Below are 20,217 nucleotides of genomic sequence, written 5' to 3' on the forward strand. Positions count from 1 at the left end.
GTCAGCGTTTCTGACGAACGACTGACTGCGCTGGCGCTCCGACCACTTTAGGTGTTTCTGCCTGTTGCAATTCTTTCTCTTCATCCGCTGTCGTTGGCATCTGACCAGATTTAGCCAACTGCTCAGGGTCAACCCCAGCCTTTGGGATAAAAACGTGAGGAAGGATTTTATTAAGGCGTTCGGCGACTTCCTCAGTGATATCCTGCTCACCAACATGCAGCACAGCCTGCTCGGCATGCAGAACCAGATTCATGTTATGAGCCGCGGCCACGCGAGCAATAATACCATCTCTCTGTTCAAGCTCACGCTCAATCTGGTGGAAGGCGACCTGGTAGGCTTCCTGTATAATACGGGCCTTATTCCCAAAATCACGTTGGTCCTTGGCACGACGTTCCTGAAGGTGACGTTCACGAATTTGAATCTGATCTGACGTCAATGTCCGAGCCTGAACCTGAAGCTTCTGCTGCTCTGCTCTCCAGGAAGCTTCTTCCTTCTGGACTTCCTGGGCCAATTTATCACGACGTTCTCCCAGAACCTGCTGCATTTCCTGGGCAGCTGTTGAGAATTGCATGACACCAGGAACACTGATGACACCGATCACTGCCGGTGGAGGAGGATTTTCTTTCGCAATAGCTGATGTCGCCGGGACAGGTGGCAGCGGAAGCACAGGTGGATTTTGCGTGGAAGGCCCCATGCCTGAAGAATCGTCATCATCACTCTCCATAGGGACAGGAGCTGCTGCCGCTCTATGAGAATGTGCCGGAGCTTTAGCCGTATGAGGTTGTTCCGTCTTTGGCACAAACCAGCCGGGGTTATTCGCCTTAGCTCCAGATTTGGAGGAATCTGTGGCCGCAAGCGCTGGAACCGTCATGGCCCCAATAGCAAGAAGTGAACAGGCTAATGACAAACGGGCCTTAAAACGCATAACCATAAAACACCTCTATGAACTCACTACAAAAATTATCACGAACTATTTTTAGAATTGTTGTCCAAAGCCGAAACGCAATGGATAGACCCTGTCTCCATGTTCCTTATGAATAGGAACAGCCCCGTCAATATTGACCAGCCCGAATGGACTTTTCCAGGAGAAACCAAGACCAGCTGCCACACGCGGAACATAGGTATTTCCGTTAATTGGCGTATAGTCTTTCCCGTCCTGAGAAGCACTTGTATGGTGACGTTTCACACGCGTACCTGTCAAACTACCAGCATCAACAAAGGCTCTGCCTTTCATGCCCAGACTCTCACCATAGGGGAACGGATAGTTAAGCTGGACAGAGGCCGTATACATGAACCGGCCCCCGAGCAAGTCTTCCTGTCCCATTTCTGGACAGAAGCCATTGCGTCCACCACTGGAACAACGGTAATGCCCTGACCGAGGCCCGACACCGCCCTGAAGGAAGCCGCGGAGGTTTTCACCACCAAGATAGAAGTTATCGATAATATTACGATTACTATCCCCGCTCCAATCTCCCATATACCCGACACCGCCTCTCAGCTGGATCGTCCAGTCATGGCTGGCCGTCAGCTTATCGAGAGGAACATAATAGGAACCACTAACCTTGCCGCGCAGATATTTGGAGTTTCCACCAATACCGGCAAAATCACCTGTGGCACGGATGATATAACCGGAATGTGGATCTACTGTATTATCACGACGGTCATAGGTAACGGTCGTACTCAACTGAGAAAGAAGTGACCAGCCCGCTGCATCCTGCACGTATACTGAAGATGTATCATCTTTACACCATCCTTCATCACCCCGGCACCATTTCCGCCTTGGGTGGGTATGACTGACCTTACGATTGACAAGCGAGTAGGTCCAGGATTGTGACAGGTAACGATTGAAGGCATAGCCCATACGGAATGAAAGACCATATTGATCTTCATCATAACTCTGGTACGTCTGACCGGAATTCTGCATATAATAAATATCTGCACCAGCAACAAAGTTACGCCCCAGGAAATTAGCATCCGTTACAGAAAGATCAACCTGTTTTTCATAATAGGCGACCGTCCCGGAGAAACCGGCATCAATCCCAGTACCAAGCAGATTATGCTGTTTAAGGCCGAGGTTACCCATGACACCAACGTCTGTTGAGTAACCGCCACCAAGAGAGAACTCACCCGTTGGTTTTTCTGTCACGTTAACAGCAAGGTTCGTCTTGTCAGGCGCAGACCCTTGTGTCTGCTCAACTGTAACAGACTTGAAATAGCCCATATCCTGTAAGCCGAGCTTTGCGTATTTACGGTCATAAGGGGTATAGGCATCCCCTTCTGCCATAGGCAGATTACGCCGGATAACGGGATCTCGCGTTATGGTATTACCGTTAATATCAATACGTTCAACATAAACACGCGGCCCCTGCACGACATCATAAAGAAGGTTGATTGTCTTTTTCTCGGGATTACGCGCAATTTCTGTTCTGACTAAGGCAAAAGGATGCCCACTTTCCTGGAGCCACTCCTGCATGTCATTGGCATTATCCTGGATCGCTGTGCCATCATAATATTGGTTTGCAAAGAGCTCGATATGCTTTTTCAGTGTCTTGTTCGTAACGCCATGCACATCTGAACGCACATCAATTTTCGCCAATTTATAGCGAGGGCCCTCATTGATCGTAAAGGTGATATAAAATGTATTATGATCAGGCGACAGTTCACCTGTCGCATCAATCATTTTAAAATCAACAAACCCATTATGGAGGTAATGACGTCTCAACAACTCGGCATCATAACGGATTCGTTCAGGGTTATACTCATCTGCTGAAGAGAAGAACCGGTACCATGCTGTCTCTTTGGACGAAATAACGCTGGATAATGCTGATTCCGTAAAAGATTTATTGCCTACAAAAACAATTTTCTTCACGAGCGTCTGGCGTGCTTCATTAACCTGAAACACCACATCAACCCTGTTATTGGAGAGGCGAATAATCTGCGGGGTTACTGTCGCGCCATAACGCGCTTTTTTTGCATAAAGCCCTAAGATCTTCTGTCGGTCTGCTGCCACAGTCTGGGCAGAAAAGACTGCCCTGGGCTTGAGACTGATCTCTTTGAGCATATCATTGTCTTTAAGAGCATGATTGCCCTCAAAAACGATTCGGTTCACGACAGGATTCTCAACGAGCTGAACGACCAACGTCCCACCGTGACGCTGCATCGTCACATCACGAAACAAACCGGTTGCATAAAGTGTCTTTAAAGAGCGGTTCAATTCGTTTTTATCAAACGAATCCCCGGGTTGCACGACCATATAGGACAGGATGGTCCCTGTCTCGATCCGGGTATTTCCCTTAACAACGATAGATTGAATGATGCTGTCAGGCAGAACATGCCCTTGCGCTGCAGTTTTGTGCTTACCTGCTGCTTTATTAGAGGGACTCGCATCCTGGTGACGTGTTGTCTGTGCTTGCGACGAATGACATACCGTCGGAAATAGACACGCTGAAGCCAGTAAAGCCAACCTAATAGCTACAGGCCGGAAACTTTTAGAGCACAATCCTGACAAAACCGGTATCCCTCGTTTCCAGATTTCACAGATAGTTCTTTCCGCTTGGAAACAGAATTATCCAAAAATCATCTTTATACGCAAGAGCCTCTATTAAAAGAGCCAGTTCTTTTTAAACAAAAGATGCTCTCTTTCCAACTGCTCATATTCAAAACTCTATAGTCAAAGTCCAGTTTCAGAAATGAGACCCTAACCATTTGAACAACCCTAAGCCCCTGATATCATTATAGGCTGTATATAAAAACAGCGCTATAACCAGCATAAGGCCAGCCTGCAAGGCCATTTCCCGCACTTTCATGGAAAGAGGCTTACCCCGGATGGCTTCCACTGCGTAAAAAAGCAGGTGCCCACCGTCAAGCATAGGAATTGGGAAAAGATTAATTAACCCGAGATTGGCTGAAAGCATAGCGACAAAAAAGAGCAAACTGGCGGCTCCATTATCAGCCGCCTGACCGGACATGGCAATAATACCGATTGTTCCTGCCAGCTGGCGCGGACTTCTCTGGCCACTGATGATCTGCCACAAACTTTCAAAAATCTGGGAAAATAGCTTTCCTGTCCCCTCTATGGCCGCCGGAATGGCTTTATAGACAGGCATAGGAGTCGCCTGAACGGCTGTAAACCCTACCCCTAATTGCCCATAATGCTTTTCACCCCTGGTCAGGTTTGCCAGAGTCACTGCAATATCTTTGGGTTCGTTTCCTCTGACAATACCCATGGTAACAGTCTCACCAGGATGAGACGCCACAAGAGACTGCAGGTCCGCCACTCCGAGGATTTTCTTTCCATTAAACCGGATGAAATTATCACCTTTTTGGAGACCTGCCTGTTCGGCAGCGCTGTGTGGTGCCACCATGCTGATTTCAGGTTTAACTTCAGGACGGCCATAAAGGCTGAAGATAATGGCCAGAAGCATGACTGTCAGGATAATGTTAAAAACAGGCCCCATAACGGTAACAAGCGCACGAGCCCAGACAGGTTTACTATGAAAGGATTCCGGGTTTCCTTCAGGGTGTTCGGCACTGGCATCGCCTTCAAAACCATGAAGTTTGACATACCCCCCCAGTGGGACAGCGCTTAACTGCCAATCCGTGCCAACCCGATCTTTCCATTTATACAAGGCCGGCCCAAAGCCAATGGAAAAGACATCAACACGCACCTTACACCAGCGCGCTGCCAGATAATGCCCCATTTCGTGAATAAACACGATGACACCAAAGACCAGCAACCCGACAATAATATTGTGCAAACCATGCATAATTTTAAACTCGCTCGATCTGCTCTTTTGCAAGAGCTCTCCCTTTCTGATCCCAGAAAAGGACATCATCCAATGTCATGGGAACAGGGTTTTCAGGCATAGCCTGCAGAGAGGCATCTATCAGTTCACCAATCCCAAGGAAGCGTATCCGCCCTGAGAGAAAGGCCTCAACAGCGACTTCGTTAGCGGCAGAGAAAACAGTTGGTGCCACACCACCAGCCCGCAATACCTGGCGCGCCAGCGCTAATGGACGAAAACGCACTTCATCAACCGGCTCAAAATCAAGCTTGGCCAGCTTCGCCAGGTCAAGCCGCTCACAATTCGTTCTCATCCGATCCGGCCACGCAAGGCAATGAGAAATGGGAATACGCATATCAGCGCTCCCTAACTGCGCAACGAAACTTCCATCTTTAAAAGAGACCATTCCATGCACAACTGATTGCGGGTGAACAATCACATCGATTCTGTCTTCTTCCACCCCGAACAAACGAGCGGCCTCAATGACTTCCAGCCCTTTATTGGCCATGGATGCCGAATCAATCGTGATTTTTGCCCCCATGGACCATGTGGGATGACGGAGTGCTTTTTCCGGTGTCGCAACAGCCATCTCTTCCAAACTGGAGCGTCTGAAAGGCCCCCCTGACGCTGTCAGAATTAATTTATCCACCTGCGCCATATCACACCCAGCCAGGGACTGGGCAATCGCATTATGCTCTGAATCAACAGGCAGAAGCTTTGCACCGGCCTCTTCCACCAGTTTCAGCATCAGATTCCCGGCACAGACCAAGGCTTCCTTATTTGCCAGAGCCACCGCGTGACCATTACGCACGGCCGCCAAAGTCGGCTCAAGACCGGCTGCCCCTGTAATGGCTGCCATGGTCCAGTCAGCTTCCATTGCGCCGGCTTCTATAACCGCCTGCCGACCTGCTGCAACTTTGGTTGCCGTTCCTTTCAGAAGTTCTTTCAGCTCATCGAGACGTGTTTCATCATTAATCACGGCAAGCTCAGCGTTTAATTCGCGAGCCTGTTGCGCCAGGAGAGCAGCATTACTCCCACCGACCAGAGCACGCACTTCAATCTCGTCCCCCAGTGTTTTGAGAAGATCGACTGTTGACGTTCCGATACTTCCTGTGCTGCCCAATACACTGATACGGCGTCTCTTCGCCCCAGCCCCAACGCTCATGATTCCTGTTTCCTTTTACGTTATTGCCTGTTTCGTCCAAATATATTTGATGTAGTTATTTCAACAAGGTCTGCCCTAATTGCCAGAAAGGGGCTGATCCTGAAAGAAGAGCCAGACAGGCTGCCAATGGCGCTGCTGCCAGTAACCCATCAAAGCGATCCAGAAGCCCCCCATGGCCAGGAATGAGTTTCCCGGAATCTTTCACACCAACACGTCGCTTAAAAGCACTTTCAGCCAGGTCACCACACTGTGCCGCAATGCTTAAAACGCCTCCCCAGAAAAAGGGACTGATTGACCATTCACCCGTTCCCCAGCCTATCAGGAGCCCTGAAAATAAGGTCGCCCCCACCATTCCGCCCAGTGAACCGGAGATCGTTTTGCCTGGTGAAATACGAGGCGCCAGTTTCGGCCCACCAATCAGACGCCCTGAAAGATACGCCCCACTATCACTTGCAATAACGCACCCCAGAACGAGAGCAACTTCCAGAAAGCCATCACCTCTTGCTCTCAAAAAAAGCAGGGACGTGCCACCGATAATTGAAATAATAACAGGACACCAACACCGGAAACCAAATAACAGGGCGGAAAGAGAGAAATATAGAAGAGGCAGAAAAGCCCCTTTTATGGCAATAAGCCCTCCCACAAAAGGCCATAAAAGAAAAAGGACGCCCCGCCAGCTCTTCATCGGCTGTTTTAAAAGCGTTTCCCCCTCCCACACAAGTCCTACCATCACGAGCAGGATCAGGCCGTTATAAAACCAGCGCCCATACCATAAACAGAACAAAGCAACAGGGATCAGCACAAGACTTGAAGCAACTCTCTTTTGAAATTCATTCCATTGTGCAAATGACTTCATGATGAGCGCCCTCCGAACCGACGGTCACGACCTGTATAATGATCGATTATCTCGCTAAAATGGTTCTCCTTGAAGTCAGGCCACAACACATCAAGAAATAAAAGCTCTGCATAAGCGGCCTGCCATAAAAGAAAGTTTGAAAGCCTGTGCTCCCCACTTGTACGAGCAATGATATCAGGATCAGGCATGCCTGATGTCTGAAGATGGGCCGCGAATTTTTCTTCAGTAATGTCTTCCGGGGACAATGTCCCGTCAGAAACTGCCTGCGCCAGGGTACGTGCAGCAGTAGCAATTTCCAACCGACCTCCATAAGAAAGAGCTAATGTTAAAGTGAGTGTCGTATTCTGGCGTGTTTTTTGCTCTGCGACGCGCAACTCCTCCAGCACTGCCTTCCCAAAACGCTCCGGCTCTCCAATAACCTGCAGACGCACACCCTGTTTGTGCAGCTCTGCCAGCTTATAACGCAGATAAAAGCGCAATAGCGCCGTAAGGTTACTGATCTCTTCCTCGGAGCGCCTCCAGTTTTCTGACGAAAACGCATAGAGCGTCAGATATTTAACCTGATGCGCAATAGCACCACGAACGCAACGCTGAACCGCTTCGGCCCCCTCTCGGTGCCCATAAGCCACAGACGCGCCACGAGAGCGCGCCCAGCGCCCGTTACCATCCATAATAATGGCAACATGCTTAGGCGTCTGCTCTAAGGGTATTATATGATTGTCAGAAGAATGCACTGGCAGAGTAAAACCATTAAACCTGTTTGATATCGCGTTCTTTTTCTGACAGAATTTTGTCAATCCGACCGATATAATCATCTGTCAGTTTCTGAATTGAATCGCCCCAGCTTTTCAGATCGTCCTGACTGATTTCGCTTTTTTTCTCGAACGATTTGGCTTTATCCATGCCATCACGTCGGACACCGCGTACGGCAATACGGGCGTTTTCAGCATAACGAGCTGCTGCCTTCGCAAGCTCATTACGTCTTTCCTCTGTAAGCTGCGGAATAGGAACGCGAATCGTCTGCCCTTCCGAAGCAGGGTTCAGACCTAACCCACTGTCACGAATCGCTTTTTCCACGGCGCCGACAACACTGCGATCCCATACGGAAACAGTGAGCATGCGTGCCTCTGGAACAGCCACTGACCCGACTTGTGACAAAGGAACAACGGACCCATAAACTTCTACACGCACCGGCTCAAGAAGGTTGGGGCTTGCACGTCCAGACCGCAAACCTGAAAAATCACGACGCAGACTTTCCAGAGCACCATCCATGCGGCGCTGCAAATCTGCAATCAGGTCTTTAAGCTCTGCACTCATAATGAGACTTCCTTTTTATTAAAAATCAGGTCTTTCACCCAAAAATCAGGAACCACCTGAACAAAACGAATAACCGATCAGGCTTCCACAATTTTTGTAAAACGGCCTTCACCTTTGATTACCGCACCAAAAGCACCCGGTACGTGCATATCAAAAACAACGATCGGCAGGCTATTTTCACGAGCCAGACTGATCGCCGTTGCATCCATCACACGCAGGTCACGTGTCAGGACCTCGGTATAGCTCAGGTGATCATAACGCACTGCTTCAGGGTTCTTTCTGGGATCGGCAGAATAAACACCATCCACCTGCGTTCCCTTAAAGAGGGCGTCACATTCCATCTCACTGGCTCTCAAGGCTGCGGCTGTATCCGTTGTGAAAAAAGGATTTCCTGTTCCGGCAGCAAAAATCACAACACGCCCTTTTTCCATGTGTCGAACGGCACGCCGGCGGATATAAGGCTCTGCAATTGAGGCCATATGAATTGCTGACATAACCCGCGTTTCCACATTGCGCCTCTCAAGGGCGTTCTGAACCATCAACGCGTTGATCACTGTTGCAAGCATCCCGGCGTAATCACCTTGCGCCCGATCCATCCCTTTGGCTGCTGCTGCAACACCACGAAAAATATTGCCTCCGCCCACGACAAGGCAGACCTGCACGCCCTGGCTGGACACATTGGCAATGTCATCTGCAACCATTTCGACCATCGCTGGGTCTATTCCAAAATTGCCCTGCCCCATAAGTGCCTCACCCGACACTTTAAGCAGGACTCTTTTATATGGGAGATTTTCTTTTTGAAGATTATGACTCATGATTCGCTCTACTCCCATAAAATCCGCACATAGTCCTTTCTTACAAGTCTGCTTTCAACTCAACAAGACCAGTCAGAAACGTTCTCACTATGCAAAGTCTGATAAGCCCAATGCTTTCAGGCGAGCTGTTTCCTCATCCCAGCCTGCACGCTCTTTCACATTCAGAAAGAGATGACAGGGGTGTCCTAGAAGCGATTCAAGCTGCTTACGGGCTTTCATACCTATTTCGCGTATCCTCTGCCCTTTTTCGCCAATCAGGATCGCTTTATGACCTGGGCGGGAAACATAAATTGTCACCTCTATCCGCACAGAACCATCTGGCCGGTCTTTATAGCTCTCAGTTTCAACTGTTGTCTGATAAGGGACTTCTTCCTGCGTCTGGAAAAAAATCTGTTCGCGTACAATTTCAGCGGCAAGCAGACGATCAGGCAGATCAGTAAGATCATCTTCAGGATAAAGATAAGGCCCGACAGGAAGGGAAGCCGCCAGATGGTCGAGAAGTTCATCAACTCCTTTCCCCATTCTGGCACTCAGCATAAAAACATGCTCAACGGGAAGGAGCTCGGTCAGTTCCTTCGTTAAAGGCAGAAGCGTTTCTGGCGAAACAAGATCCGTCTTATTGAGAATCAGCCAGACTGGACGCTCACTTTTCTGCAATTTTTCCGCGATCTCGCGCACGTCCTCTTTCAGCCCTTTGCGCGCGTCAACCAAAAACAGAGTCAGATCAGCATCCTGCGCACCGTTCCAGGCCGCATTGACCATCGCCCGGTCAAGCCGACGTCTGGGTTTGAAAATTCCTGGCAGATCAACGAAAATGATCTGACTATGCCCCCGCATAACAATTCCCAATGTGCGGAAACGGGTCGTTTGCGCCTTGGGACTGACGATGGAGAGCTTGGCTCCCGCCATTCTGTTCAGAAGAGTTGATTTCCCTGCATTAGGAGCTCCGACAAGAGCGACAAAGCCGCAAACTGTTTGGGTTTGATCAGACACTTTTTGTTTCCTGTCCAAGATTTTGCAGAAGATCGACAGCGGCCGCCGTTTCAGCGAGCCTTTTGCTCCGGGCTTCACCATTGCCACTGCGGCCAAGCGCTGACACCTTTACGCGAAAGATGGGCTCATGAGAGGGCCCTTCCGCAGAGACGAGTTCATAATGTGGCAAATTATTGCCTTTAGCCAGAACATATTCCTGCAGGAGTGTCTTGGGCTCTTTATGAGGCATTTTTTCACGGTCTATGGCGTGTTTCCAGAAACGGTGAATCAGCTTGCGAACCTTTTCCAGTCCGGCATCAAGATAGACCGCTCCCAGAATGGCTTCCATCGCATCGGCTTTCACACTGGCCAGCTCCCTGATACCGGCAGCTTCTTCGTGACGGGCGATCAACAGCGCCTCAGCCAATCCAATGGTCTGCGCAATATCAGCCAGAACAGGGCGGGAAACCAGATGCGCATGACGCGCCCCCAAGGCCCCTTCCTGCTCTTTGGGGAAGCGTTCAAACAACCATTCAGCAATAACCAGACCTAAAACACGGTCACCAATAAATTCAAGCCGTTCATTCGAGGTTCTGGCTCCATGATGACCGTTGATTGTGTCATGCATATCCATTTTACCATGCCGCTTTCCTGGCCGCCTGGCCAAAGCTGAACGGTGCGTCAATGCCTCTTGCAATAAGCTGTTATGCTCAAAAGCATGGCCCAGACGTTTTTGCAGGGCCATGAGAATTTCAGTGCGGTCCATATTAATCTATACCGTGGAAAGTCCGCCCCCATCTGATTTCAGACGGCCAGTACCAGAACTCCCAGGCTGGATGTTTCAAATCAATAGAGAACATGATTCTCTGTGCTTTCCCAACAAGATTTTCCATGGGAACGAAGCCCAGATCGTGATCAGAGACTTTCAGGAAATCATTTCCCGGAGGGGCAGCACATTTCCCCGTTTCTCTTCCCCCCTGGAAACGGCTATCGGCGCTGTCATCACGGTCGTCCCCCATCATGAAAAGGCACCCCTCGGGAACGACATATTCCTGCGTGTTATTGGCGTCATCATCTTTACGCATTTTCAGAATTTCATGCGCAACAACACCTTTGGTGTTTGATGCAGGAAGTTTTTCCCGGTAACGCGTACCACTGAGCAGATTGCCCCGTTCATCTCTTACTTCATAATGCCCCATGGAATCCCGCGGGACTTCATGATCATTGATAAAGAGATTTCCCTCTTCCATACGGATATGATCACCCGGTAGGCCAATGACACGTTTAATATAATCGATGGAGGTATCCTGCGTATAACGAAATACGGCAACATCGCCACGAGCAGGCTCCCGCCCCATAATACGCCCCTTGAATAAGGGCGGAGAGAATGGAAAAGAATAATGTGAATAACCGTAACTATATTTGGAAACAGCTACAAAATCACCAATCTGCAAGGTCGGGATCATAGAGCCTGAAGGGATATTAAAAGGCTCGATCAATAATGAGCGGATCAAAAAAACACAGACGATTATAACAACGCACTGGCTTATAAAGCCAGCAAATGTCTCTTTCTTTTCTCCCATATCATTCTTTCCCGCTTCATTCATATTATTTCGCCACCCTCATTTTCATAACCACAATCACAATCCATACAGAGAAGGATAAAATCCCTCTGTCTTCTTTTCAGCCGAGCTCTCTACGGGGCAAACCCTGGATTATGACATTCGCCATTGCATAGGGAGCATCATCACTCATCGTCAGAAAAAGTTGTGCCTCATACCCTGCCGGTAAAAGTCGCTCAAGCACAGACTTCGCCTCTCCTAGCAGGATTAACCCGGGAGCACCATAATTGTTTGTCGTCACCCGGATATCATGAAATTGCACACCCTGCGCAAAGCCTGTCCCCAACGCTTTGACACAAGCCTCTTTCGCAGCCCATCTCTTGGCATAACTTCCAAAACGCATTCTCGCAGAGAGGTGTTCGACATAACTCCGCTCTTCAGGAAGGAAAACCCTGTTCAAAAAGACATCACCGTAACGATCTATAACTTTCTTCAGGCGTGTTATCAGACAGATGTCAGCCCCAATCCCCAAAATCATGACTCACACTTTCTATTTAACTTTTAGCCCGCTCAACGTGAATAACGCCTTCTTCAGCCCTGAAGGCCGCGAGAATTATTGATAAATGAGCCAGGTTGCAGACCTGCACATCCACAAAAATCTCCATAAAATCCAGCTGCCTATGCGCTATTCTCAAATTCACGACACTACTATCATGACGCGAGGCTATATTGGTCATAGAGGCTAGAATATGGGGGTCATTTCCGGCAACGACAGAGAGCCGGGCCACGTAACGGCAATTCCCCTTTCTTTCAAGAAGGGCCGGGTTCCATTCAACTTCCATCAGGCGTTCAGGCGTATCGGCAAAACTGCTCAGATTATGACAGTTTTTCTGATGAACCGAGATTCCTTTTCCCTGCATTATGATCCCGATAATAGGATCTCCCGGCACAGGGCGGCAGCATCCGGCAAAATGGATCTCGATCCCGCGACCAACATCTCGGAGAATTTCTCCTTCAGGTCGGTCATCTTTACGGTCGAGTTTCCCCCCCTTGCCCCCCGGCGCGGATTGCGGCAGCCCCGGGACCAGACGCGGTGCCCGATTGCGACGCCCAAGTTCAGGATAGGCGGCCTTTACAACATCACGGGCGAGAAGCTGACCATTTCCAACAGCAATATATAAATCCGTCAGTGAACTCTGACGCAATTCACCGAGATGCTCTTCAAGGATTTTATCTGATTTTGCAACACCTTCCTGACGGAAAGCTCGGGCAACAGCGGCCTTGCCATTATCAAGATAAACCTGTTTCTGCTGCGCTGCCACAAAGCGGCGGATACGAGCCCGCGCTTTCCCTGTAACAACAAAACGCTCCCATGACGGCGAGGGCTGACCACCTCTTGCCGTCATAATCTCAATCTGGTCACCATTTTCCAGAACGTAACGCAAGGGAACAAGGCGGCCATTGACTTTGGCGCCGACGCAACAATCCCCGACCTGACTATGCACAGCATAAGCAAAATCAACAGGGGTCGCACCACGCGGCAGAGAGATCAGTTCCCCTTTCGGGGTAAAGCAGAAAACCTGATCCTGATAGAGTTCAAGTTTCGTATTCTCCAGAAACTCATTGAGCTCCTGACTGTCTTCCAGAATTTCGAGAAGGTCCTGCACCCAGCGCAATTTACGGGTATAGCTGCCAAAATTCTCTGACAACATTTCCGTTTCTACTTCTGAATCACCGTTTTCCTTATATGACCAATGTGATGCCACTCCATTTTCAGCAAGGTCGTGCATCACATCCGTTCGGATCTGAATTTCAATCTTCTGGCTTTGTGGGCGGTAAAGCGTCACACCCGTATGAAGTGACTGGTAGCCATTGGCTTTAGGTGTTGAAATATAATCTTTGAAACGCCCGGCTATCATAGGATAGGCCGCATGCACAGCACCCAGTGCCATATAACAATTTTCACGGGTCGGAACGATAATACGGAACGCCATAATATCTGAGAGCTGCTCGAAGGCGACATTGCGCCGCTTCATTTTCTCCCAGATGGAATAAGCCGATTTTTCCCGTCCTGTGACTTCTACATTTTCAATACCGGCTTCATGACAAAGCTTTTTCAGCTCTTTGACAATATCCTCAATCATATCTGCGCCCTGGCCACGCAGATAATTCAGGCGGGCGCGAATTGTCGCATCCGCTTCTGGCTCAAGATTGATAAAGGCGATATTCTGTAACTCGGTTTTGACCCTGTCCATCCCGATACGCTCAGCCAGCGGAGCGTAAATATCGAGCGTCTCCCGCGAAATCCTCCTTCTCCGCGCTTCGCTCTCCACATAATGGAGAGTCCGCATATTATGCAGCCGGTCAGAGAGTTTAACGACAAGAACACGGATATCGCGTGACATTGCCAAAACAAGTTTCCGGAAATTCTCCGCCTGTTTGGTCCGGTCAGACTGGAGTTCCAGTCGCGTCAGTTTCGTAACCCCATCAACGATGGAGGCTACGTCAGACCCAAACTGTTTTTCCAGCTGTTCATAGGTGAGATCAGTGTCTTCAATCGTGTCGTGAAGCAACCCTACAATAATAGAGGTCTTATCCATTCTTAAACCAGCCAGAATGGACGCCACGGCAACGGGGTGCGTTATATAAGGATCACCGTTATCGCGGCATTGCCCCTTGTGAGCAATGGCCGCCATATCATAGGCATCCTGAATTTCCTGGACGTCAGCCTCACTGCAATACTCGGCAACACGTCTCAGGAGCCCTGGAATGGGGGGATGAAAATCAGGCGACACGAAACCTGATTCCCCCTCTTTATGTACCAGCCCGCATGCAATGGGACTCCCCGCCCCACTGTCTTTTTCAAAAAAAACGGAACTGAATGGAAATGAGGGATATTCAGTCACAGCCCGCCTTCACATTCAGTAAAACTGGAAAATCCTGCCAGGTTCAGCCTCTTAGCGTTTTCTGGACCTTTTTGAAGCTTCGTCAGACGCCATATGACTGGCTTCCTCTTCAGCCGTGACATCCTGAAGACCAAAAATATTCTGGTCTGTCGGGATCAGATCCATAACCTCTTCATCTGCGGGCTCAACTTCCGGCTGATGCCCCATGGAGCGGACAATCGCATTACGCAGTCCGTCAAGAGAGACATTTTCTTCCGCAATTTCACGCAATGCGATCACTGTATTTTTATCATTATCACGGGGAATGGTCAGTTCCTCACCGCGGCTCAGCCCTCTTGCACGCTGGGCAGCAAGAAGAACCAACTCAAAACGGTTTGGAACTTTTTCAATGCAGTCCTCAACAGTCACGCGTGCCATAGGGCAGAATTCCTTTATTTAAACCAAAGAAGGGAAAATAGCTTTCATGGTAAGTATCACGACTCTACGCCGCAACGCAATCAAAAGAAACAAAGCGGCAATGCCCTGGCACTTCATCACGTTTTCGCTATTAATCTCACAAACTCTCGCCTTATAGGATAGAATGGCCGGACAACTGGCAACTTTCTTACTTAAGATTCAGTCTGGAGCAGATATTATGAATGACCAGATTATTGGTTTCGTTGGTTACGGAGCTATGGCGTCCCTAATGGGGAAAAACCTGATCAAAGCGGGATATGAGGTCGTCGCCTATACCCCATCAGGCCTCGTGCTCGGAGAAAAATCTCCCGTTCCCATGCTTTCCTCTCCACGGGAAATTGCCGAGAAATCAGATATTATTATTCTCTGCGTCCCTGATGACAACGCCGAAAAGAAAATGCTCGAAGGTGAATATGGTCTTCTTGCAGGGCTGAAAAAAGGCCAGCTGATCCTTGATACCTCCACTGTTTCCCCTGAATGGGCGGATCATATGGCTGAGCTTATGCAGAGCCATGGCGTGCAGATCATTGACTGCCCTATGTCCGGCAGCACACCGGAAGCAGAAAAGGGCGAGCTGATTATGCTGGCTGGCGGAAATGACGCCGTCATTGACCGTGCAAAACCCGTCCTGGATTGCGTCGGGCGCATTACAATCCGTACAGGGCCTGCCGGCTCAGCAGCGCGCCTCAAGCTGGTCATTAACGGCATCATGGGTGCGACACTCAATATCGTTGCTGAAGGTGTTTCCTACGGCCTGGCTGCGGGCATTGATCGTGATGTTCTCTATAACAGTCTGCAGGAGCTCGCCGTTATCAGCCCTCATCACAAGCGCAAACTTAAAATGGCCCAGAACAGGTCCTTCCCGCCACAGTTTCCCACACGCCTGATGCTCAAAGATATGAGGCTTCTTCTCGATGCCGGACAGAACACATCAGCAACGCTTTCCGGCATGAGTGTGACTGAACAGGCACTTGCCCGTTCCAATAAAGAGCATAAAGACGAAGACTATTCAGCACTGATCGGCGAGCTTGAAAAAAAGGCCCTCTCTGGACAGCATTCCTGAAACAGGGTTCAAACAAGGGTTCAGTCCTTGACGGGTGCTTCTGCACTTCATAGCTAATGGAGCATAAGAGCTATTGGTCTCAATGGCTCTCTCATTACGGAGTATGATTTATGACATTTATTCTTCCTTCACTGCCTTATGCAGAGAACGCACTTGCTCAGGCCGGAATGTGCCAGGAAACACTGGAATATCACCACGGCAAACATCATCAGGCTTATGTCAACACACTCAATACACTCGTTGAAGGCAACCCCTCTTTACAGGGGAAATCTCTTGAAGAGCTGATACAGCTTTCTTTCAACAAGGCTGATCTGACACCGGTTTTCAACAATGCCGGGCAGCATTGGAATCACAGCTTCTTCTGGACATGCCTCTCCCCTACAGGCGGCAGAATGCCCTCCAAACTGGAAGCCAAGATCATTGAAGACTTTGGATCCGTCGATCAGTTTAAAGCGGCTTTCAAACAGGCTGCAACCAGTCAGTTCGGCTCCGGTTGGGCATGGCTTGTTCTCAGCCCCGAAGGAAAGCTGAAAATCACAAAAACAGGCAATGCCGGCACTCCAATTGCTGAAAAAACAGACCGTCCCCTTCTGACATTCGATGTCTGGGAACATGCTTATTATCTTGATTTCCGCAATCGCCGCCCTGACTATACAACAAACTTCCTTGATAAACTGGCCAATTATGAATTCGCAGAAGCCCAGCTTCTTTCAGCGTAAAGCACAGTTATAAAAAAAGCCTCTGCACCTGATCATCATGGTGCAGAGGCTTTTTTATTATAGAGCGCGTTGAAATTTAAGCGTCATTTGCCGGCTGATCACGCGGAATAACGGTCGTAATCGTGCTGCGCACAATTTTCACGCGGACATTAGGGGCAATTTCCACATCAATTTCTGGTGAATCATCGCGTGTTGCCTGAACAACACCCACAATACCCCCGGCTGTTACGATTTTATCACCACGACGCAACCCACTCTGTTTTTCACGCAACTCGCGCTGGCGTTTTTGTTGTGGTTTGATCAACAGGAAATAAAACACCACAAAAATCAACACAATCGGTGCATACTGCATAAGAGCCTGAGGCGAGAACGCGCCCCCTGCAGCGGCGGCCTGATCGGCTGCGTAAGCGGTTGAAAACAGGAGTGTAAACATTAGATTCGAGCTTCCATCTTGCTAATTAATGCCAGCGACCATATCGTGAAGAGAACTGACGTCAAGCGTTCAATCAAGAGTTATTATGTCACAGAATATTTCTTCCACTGCTGATTTACTGCCTATTCTGACCCGTATCGCCGATAGTCTGGAACGTATGGCACCGAAAAAAGCCGATGCAAGCCTGCTTGAAGACCACTCTATTGACGCTTTTCTCTGGAGTGGCGCCGCAGGAACGCTCCTACCCGTCCAGAAAGTGCAGGCTGTCCCGCTTTCCTATCTTTGCGGTATTCAAAGGCAGTGCGATACCGTTCTGAACAACACGCAACATTTCGCCGCCGGACGTCAGGCAAATAATGTCATGTTATGGGGGGCGCGGGGGATGGGAAAATCATCGCTCGTTAAAGCCTGCGTGTTGGACGTCAATAAAACGCAGCGCTCTCTTGGGAAAACTCCCCTCGCCCTGATTGAAATTCCTCGTGATGAACTTTCCACGCTCCCCCAGCTTCTGGCTTTGCTAAGGCAGACTGAACGACGCATCATCCTCTTTTGTGATGATTTGTCCTTTGAATCTCAGGATGCCGATTATAAATCCCTGAAATCAGTTCTGGATGGAGGGATTGCTGGAAGACCTGAAAATGTCGTGGTCTATGCAACGTCCAACCGTAAACACCTCATGCCACGGGATATGATTGAAAATGAGGCAAGCTCTTCGATCAATCCAGGGGAAGCCATTGAAGAAAAAGTCTCTCTTTCAGACCGTTTTGGCCTGTGGATCGGGCTTTATAGTGCGTCCCAGGATGATTATCTGACAATTGTCAGGACGTATGCCCGGGCAAAATCATTGCCTATTGATGATGAAGTGCTTGCAGAAAAAGCCCTGCAATGGGCCATGGCACGCGGCAGCCGTTCCGGGCGGGTTGCGAGCCAGTTCATTACGGCCCTTACAGCAGAACTCGAAGTCCCGACAGCCAAATGACAGTAATCCCTCCTAAACGCCTGGTCATGGTTTCAGCCGCTATTCTGATCGATCCGAATCGTCAGATTTTATTAGCCCAACGCCCGGAAGGAAAACCTCTTTCGGGGCTATGGGAGTTTCCCGGAGGTAAAATTGAAACAGGCGAAACGCCTGAGCACGCCTTACGTAGAGAATTGTCTGAAGAGCTTGATATTCATGTTGAAGAACAGGCTTTAAAGCCCTTTACGTTTGTCAGTAAAGATTGTGAAAAATTCCACCTTTTGATGGTCCTTTACACACTGACAGAATGGAGAGGCTCGCCAAGAGGAAAAGAGGGGCAAGCCCTTAAATGGGTACGTGCGTCTGAATTGGGAACATACGCCATGCCGGAGCCGGATCTCCCGTTAGTCCCCAAAATTCAGGAATTCTTCAAACATTTTTCAGATTAACTGCCTCTAACATTGAAAAACTCGGAAAACGGGGCAGCTTCCAGCCCGGAATTTCTGTCCTGAACGTAAAAACCCCTCCTGCCTGAGGCTCTCTGGCAAGGGTTTCCTCGCTTAATCCTGCCCGGGCGGTTGTTACATAAACCGTCTGGTAATCCACACCCCCAAAGCAGATTTTTGTGACATTGCTCACTGGCATCTCAATAAAAGGCAGCGGACTGCCATCAGGACGGAAACGGGCAATACATCCCCCACCCCAGACACCGCACCACAGATTTCCCTGGCTATCGGTTGCAAGACCATCCGGATAACCCTTCGTCAAACGGGCAAAAACCCTCTTTCCTGACAAACTGCCATTTTCAGCGAGGTCAAAGGCATAAATACAGCGCCGCGGACTATCAGCGACGTAAAGAACTTTCCCTTCCGGCGAGATCGCCGGACCGTTCGAGACAATATATCCCTCATCGACCTTGCGGAGTGATAGATCCTGCTGAAGATGCTCAAAGCAGAAGAGAGCGCCTGTCGGCTCTTTTTCCTCAAGATTCATTGTTCCGAACCATAGCCGCCCGGCCGTATCAAGACACCCATCATTCAGTCGATTTCCGTTCTCTTTATTTTCCACCTTATAGATCAGAGAAAAAAGCCCGGTCTGGCAGTCGAAACGGTAGAGACCTTCTCTCTGCCCAACGATGAAGGAGCCATCACTGACAGGGAGAATGAAGGCTGAATGAGAAGGCGCCTCCCACGCAGAGAGGGTACCATTTTCAGGCTGATAACGGTGAAGTCTGTGACCGGAAATATCGACGAAATAAAGAGCCTTCTCACGATCAGACCAATAAGGGCCTTCACCCAGAGTTGCTTTCAAATCAAGAATACAGACAGGTTGATTAAAAAGGTGGGCCATCACAAGAATCTTATCCTGAAAAATGCTATCTCTTTTCCCTTATAGGCTTTAATCTTTAAAATAGTCTCCCTGCTTCAAAGAAAAGGATACAATCGCCATGTCTCCCAAAACAGCCTGTTTTATCGTGATCGGCAACGAAATCCTTTCTGGACGCACGCAGGAGGCCAACACGGTCGTCTTGGCCAATGCCCTTAATCATCAGGGTATTAAACTCGATGAAATACGCGTCATTCCTGATAACGAAGCGCGCATCATTTCCACCGTGAATGAATGTCGTTCCCAATTTGATTTTATCTTCACAAGTGGGGGCATCGGCCCGACACATGACGATATTACCAGCGCTTCCATCGCAAAAGCTCTGAAATGCCCCTTCATTTGCCATAAAGAAACTTTCGAGCTTCTTGAAAAAGCTTTCAAGCCCGGCACTTTCAATGAAGCCGCCCAGCGTATGGCCTATTTCCCGGAAGGAGCAACACCCATCCGGAGTTCTGTTTCAATAGCGCCTGGTTTTTCTATTGCCAATATTTACGTTATGGCTGGAGTCCCGGCAATTTTCCAGTCCATGGTCGAGTGGCAGGTCCCGCGCCTCCCCAAGGGCACGCCTTTATGCTCACAAGCCTGGTACGGGTTCGATATTTACGAAAGCAGAATCGCCAAAGCCTTCAGTGATTTGCAGAATGACTATCCGGACCTGGACCTCGGCTCCTATCCTTTCACACGTAACGGTAAAAAGGGCGTTGCCCTGGTTGCCAAAGGATATAACGAACACGCTGTCAAAGAGGCCGGAAGCAAGCTTAAATCAATTATCGAATCCGTCGAGGCCACCCCTTTTGAGGGTGAGCCTCTGTAAAATCCGGGAAA

The 20,217-nt window shown here is 49.2% G+C and carries 21 protein-coding genes; 5 read left to right on the forward strand and 16 right to left on the reverse strand.

All coding sequences use genetic code 11. The features are described 5' to 3' along the window. Position 1: 1 nt before the first annotated feature. From ACSYSY_RS05960 to rpoZ, 14 genes are all read right to left on the reverse strand, one after another. Positions 2–931 (reverse strand): OmpH/Skp family outer membrane protein, encoded by a 930-nt coding sequence (locus ACSYSY_RS05960; RefSeq protein WP_491706665.1) that lies wholly within the window; start codon positions 929–931, stop codon positions 2–4. A 45-nt stretch (positions 932–976) separates the two neighbouring features. After that, entirely contained in the window at positions 977–3,469 is a 2,493-nt protein-coding gene (gene bamA / locus ACSYSY_RS05965; RefSeq protein ID WP_491708235.1) for an outer membrane protein assembly factor BamA, read from the reverse strand. Between the two features lie 214 nt (positions 3,470–3,683). Next, complete coding sequence (rseP, locus tag ACSYSY_RS05970; protein ID WP_491706666.1) at positions 3,684–4,766, reverse strand: RIP metalloprotease RseP; 1,083 nt, start codon at positions 4,764–4,766, stop codon at positions 3,684–3,686. 4 nt (positions 4,767–4,770) lie between these two features. Continuing rightward, the gene (gene dxr, locus ACSYSY_RS05975) at positions 4,771–5,949 is read right to left on the reverse strand and encodes a 1-deoxy-D-xylulose-5-phosphate reductoisomerase (RefSeq protein ID WP_491706667.1); all 1,179 of its coding nucleotides are present in this window, start codon (positions 5,947–5,949) and stop codon (positions 4,771–4,773) included. Positions 5,950–6,004: 55 nt separating this feature from the next. Further along, a complete protein-coding gene (locus ACSYSY_RS05980; protein ID WP_491706668.1) occupies positions 6,005–6,805 on the reverse strand; it encodes a phosphatidate cytidylyltransferase in 801 nt (266 codons plus the stop codon). Beyond that, entirely contained in the window at positions 6,802–7,518 is a 717-nt protein-coding gene (gene uppS / locus ACSYSY_RS05985) for a polyprenyl diphosphate synthase (protein ID WP_491708236.1), read from the reverse strand. Before uppS ends, ACSYSY_RS05980 begins: the two co-directional genes overlap by 4 nt. Positions 7,519–7,555: 37 nt before the next feature. Next, a complete protein-coding gene (gene frr / locus ACSYSY_RS05990; RefSeq protein ID WP_491706669.1) occupies positions 7,556–8,122 on the reverse strand; it encodes a ribosome recycling factor in 567 nt (188 codons plus the stop codon). A 77-nt stretch (positions 8,123–8,199) separates the two neighbouring features. Next, positions 8,200–8,937, reverse strand: coding sequence for a UMP kinase (gene pyrH / locus ACSYSY_RS05995; protein ID WP_491706670.1), 738 nt, complete (start codon positions 8,935–8,937; stop codon positions 8,200–8,202). Between the two features lie 87 nt (positions 8,938–9,024). Continuing rightward, positions 9,025–9,930: a GTPase Era gene (gene era, locus ACSYSY_RS06000; RefSeq protein WP_491706671.1), complete on the reverse strand. Its 906-nt coding sequence runs from the start codon at positions 9,928–9,930 to the stop codon at positions 9,025–9,027. After that, positions 9,923–10,675, reverse strand: coding sequence for a ribonuclease III (gene rnc, locus ACSYSY_RS06005; protein WP_491706672.1), 753 nt, complete (start codon positions 10,673–10,675; stop codon positions 9,923–9,925). The genes era and rnc overlap by 8 nt, the downstream gene beginning before the upstream one ends. A gap of 1 nt (position 10,676) precedes the next feature. Then, complete coding sequence (gene lepB / locus ACSYSY_RS06010; RefSeq protein WP_491706673.1) at positions 10,677–11,516, reverse strand: signal peptidase I; 840 nt, start codon at positions 11,514–11,516, stop codon at positions 10,677–10,679. 76 nt (positions 11,517–11,592) lie between these two features. Then, entirely contained in the window at positions 11,593–12,009 is a 417-nt protein-coding gene (gene acpS, locus ACSYSY_RS06015) for a holo-ACP synthase (protein ID WP_491706674.1), read from the reverse strand. 16 nt (positions 12,010–12,025) lie between these two features. After that, positions 12,026–14,266: a RelA/SpoT family protein gene (locus ACSYSY_RS06020; protein ID WP_491706675.1), complete on the reverse strand. Its 2,241-nt coding sequence runs from the start codon at positions 14,264–14,266 to the stop codon at positions 12,026–12,028. A gap of 162 nt (positions 14,267–14,428) precedes the next feature. Then, the gene (rpoZ, locus tag ACSYSY_RS06025) at positions 14,429–14,794 is read right to left on the reverse strand and encodes a DNA-directed RNA polymerase subunit omega (RefSeq protein WP_491706676.1); all 366 of its coding nucleotides are present in this window, start codon (positions 14,792–14,794) and stop codon (positions 14,429–14,431) included. A 217-nt stretch (positions 14,795–15,011) separates the two neighbouring features. Between rpoZ and ACSYSY_RS06030 the strand changes: the two genes are divergently transcribed. Beyond that, the gene (locus tag ACSYSY_RS06030; RefSeq protein WP_491706677.1) at positions 15,012–15,896 is read left to right on the forward strand and encodes an NAD(P)-dependent oxidoreductase; all 885 of its coding nucleotides are present in this window, start codon (positions 15,012–15,014) and stop codon (positions 15,894–15,896) included. Positions 15,897–16,006: 110 nt separating this feature from the next. Further along, entirely contained in the window at positions 16,007–16,615 is a 609-nt protein-coding gene (locus ACSYSY_RS06035) for a superoxide dismutase (RefSeq protein ID WP_491706678.1), read from the forward strand. 76 nt (positions 16,616–16,691) lie between these two features. On the opposite strand, the gene yajC is transcribed toward ACSYSY_RS06035, so the two are convergent. Beyond that, entirely contained in the window at positions 16,692–17,048 is a 357-nt protein-coding gene (gene yajC / locus ACSYSY_RS06040; RefSeq protein WP_491706679.1) for a preprotein translocase subunit YajC, read from the reverse strand. 85 nt (positions 17,049–17,133) lie between these two features. Here yajC and ACSYSY_RS06045 point away from each other — a divergent pair, with 85 nt between their 5' ends. Continuing rightward, positions 17,134–18,027: an ATP-binding protein gene (locus ACSYSY_RS06045; RefSeq protein ID WP_491706680.1), complete on the forward strand. Its 894-nt coding sequence runs from the start codon at positions 17,134–17,136 to the stop codon at positions 18,025–18,027. After that, positions 18,024–18,455, forward strand: coding sequence for a (deoxy)nucleoside triphosphate pyrophosphohydrolase (locus ACSYSY_RS06050; protein WP_491706681.1), 432 nt, complete (start codon positions 18,024–18,026; stop codon positions 18,453–18,455). The genes ACSYSY_RS06045 and ACSYSY_RS06050 overlap by 4 nt, the downstream gene beginning before the upstream one ends. Here the strand turns inward: ACSYSY_RS06050 and ACSYSY_RS06055 are convergent. Next, on the reverse strand, positions 18,436–19,356 hold the full coding sequence (locus tag ACSYSY_RS06055) for an SMP-30/gluconolactonase/LRE family protein (RefSeq protein WP_491706682.1): 921 nt from the start codon (positions 19,354–19,356) through the stop codon (positions 18,436–18,438). The two genes, ACSYSY_RS06050 and ACSYSY_RS06055, sit on opposite strands and share 20 nt — an antisense overlap. Before the next feature lie 97 nt (positions 19,357–19,453). On the opposite strand from ACSYSY_RS06055, the gene ACSYSY_RS06060 reads away from it, so the two are divergent. Then, positions 19,454–20,206, forward strand: coding sequence for a competence/damage-inducible protein A (locus ACSYSY_RS06060; protein WP_491706683.1), 753 nt, complete (start codon positions 19,454–19,456; stop codon positions 20,204–20,206). The last annotated feature ends 11 nt before the right edge of the window (positions 20,207–20,217 follow it).

Source organism: Aristophania sp. ESL1100 (assembly GCF_058511235.1).

Coding starts and splice junctions, on each gene's coding strand:
- lepB (WP_491706673.1), bottom strand. CDS start 11,516: ATGAATGAAGCGGGAAAGAATGATATGGGAGAAAAGAAAGAGACATTT.
- ACSYSY_RS06060 (WP_491706683.1), top strand. CDS start 19,454: ATGTCTCCCAAAACAGCCTGTTTTATCGTGATCGGCAACGAAATCCTT.
- ACSYSY_RS05980 (WP_491706668.1), bottom strand. CDS start 6,805: ATGAAGTCATTTGCACAATGGAATGAATTTCAAAAGAGAGTTGCTTCA.
- ACSYSY_RS06050 (WP_491706681.1), top strand. CDS start 18,024: ATGACAGTAATCCCTCCTAAACGCCTGGTCATGGTTTCAGCCGCTATT.
- ACSYSY_RS05960 (WP_491706665.1), bottom strand. CDS start 931: ATGGTTATGCGTTTTAAGGCCCGTTTGTCATTAGCCTGTTCACTTCTT.
- dxr (WP_491706667.1), bottom strand. CDS start 5,949: ATGAGCGTTGGGGCTGGGGCGAAGAGACGCCGTATCAGTGTATTGGGC.
- rnc (WP_491706672.1), bottom strand. CDS start 10,675: ATGGACCGCACTGAAATTCTCATGGCCCTGCAAAAACGTCTGGGCCAT.
- yajC (WP_491706679.1), bottom strand. CDS start 17,048: ATGTTTACACTCCTGTTTTCAACCGCTTACGCAGCCGATCAGGCCGCC.
- ACSYSY_RS06035 (WP_491706678.1), top strand. CDS start 16,007: ATGACATTTATTCTTCCTTCACTGCCTTATGCAGAGAACGCACTTGCT.
- acpS (WP_491706674.1), bottom strand. CDS start 12,009: ATGATTTTGGGGATTGGGGCTGACATCTGTCTGATAACACGCCTGAAG.
- ACSYSY_RS06030 (WP_491706677.1), top strand. CDS start 15,012: ATGAATGACCAGATTATTGGTTTCGTTGGTTACGGAGCTATGGCGTCC.
- frr (WP_491706669.1), bottom strand. CDS start 8,122: ATGAGTGCAGAGCTTAAAGACCTGATTGCAGATTTGCAGCGCCGCATG.
- rseP (WP_491706666.1), bottom strand. CDS start 4,766: ATGCATGGTTTGCACAATATTATTGTCGGGTTGCTGGTCTTTGGTGTC.
- pyrH (WP_491706670.1), bottom strand. CDS start 8,937: ATGAGTCATAATCTTCAAAAAGAAAATCTCCCATATAAAAGAGTCCTG.
- ACSYSY_RS06055 (WP_491706682.1), bottom strand. CDS start 19,356: ATGGCCCACCTTTTTAATCAACCTGTCTGTATTCTTGATTTGAAAGCA.
- ACSYSY_RS06045 (WP_491706680.1), top strand. CDS start 17,134: ATGTCACAGAATATTTCTTCCACTGCTGATTTACTGCCTATTCTGACC.
- rpoZ (WP_491706676.1), bottom strand. CDS start 14,794: ATGGCACGCGTGACTGTTGAGGACTGCATTGAAAAAGTTCCAAACCGT.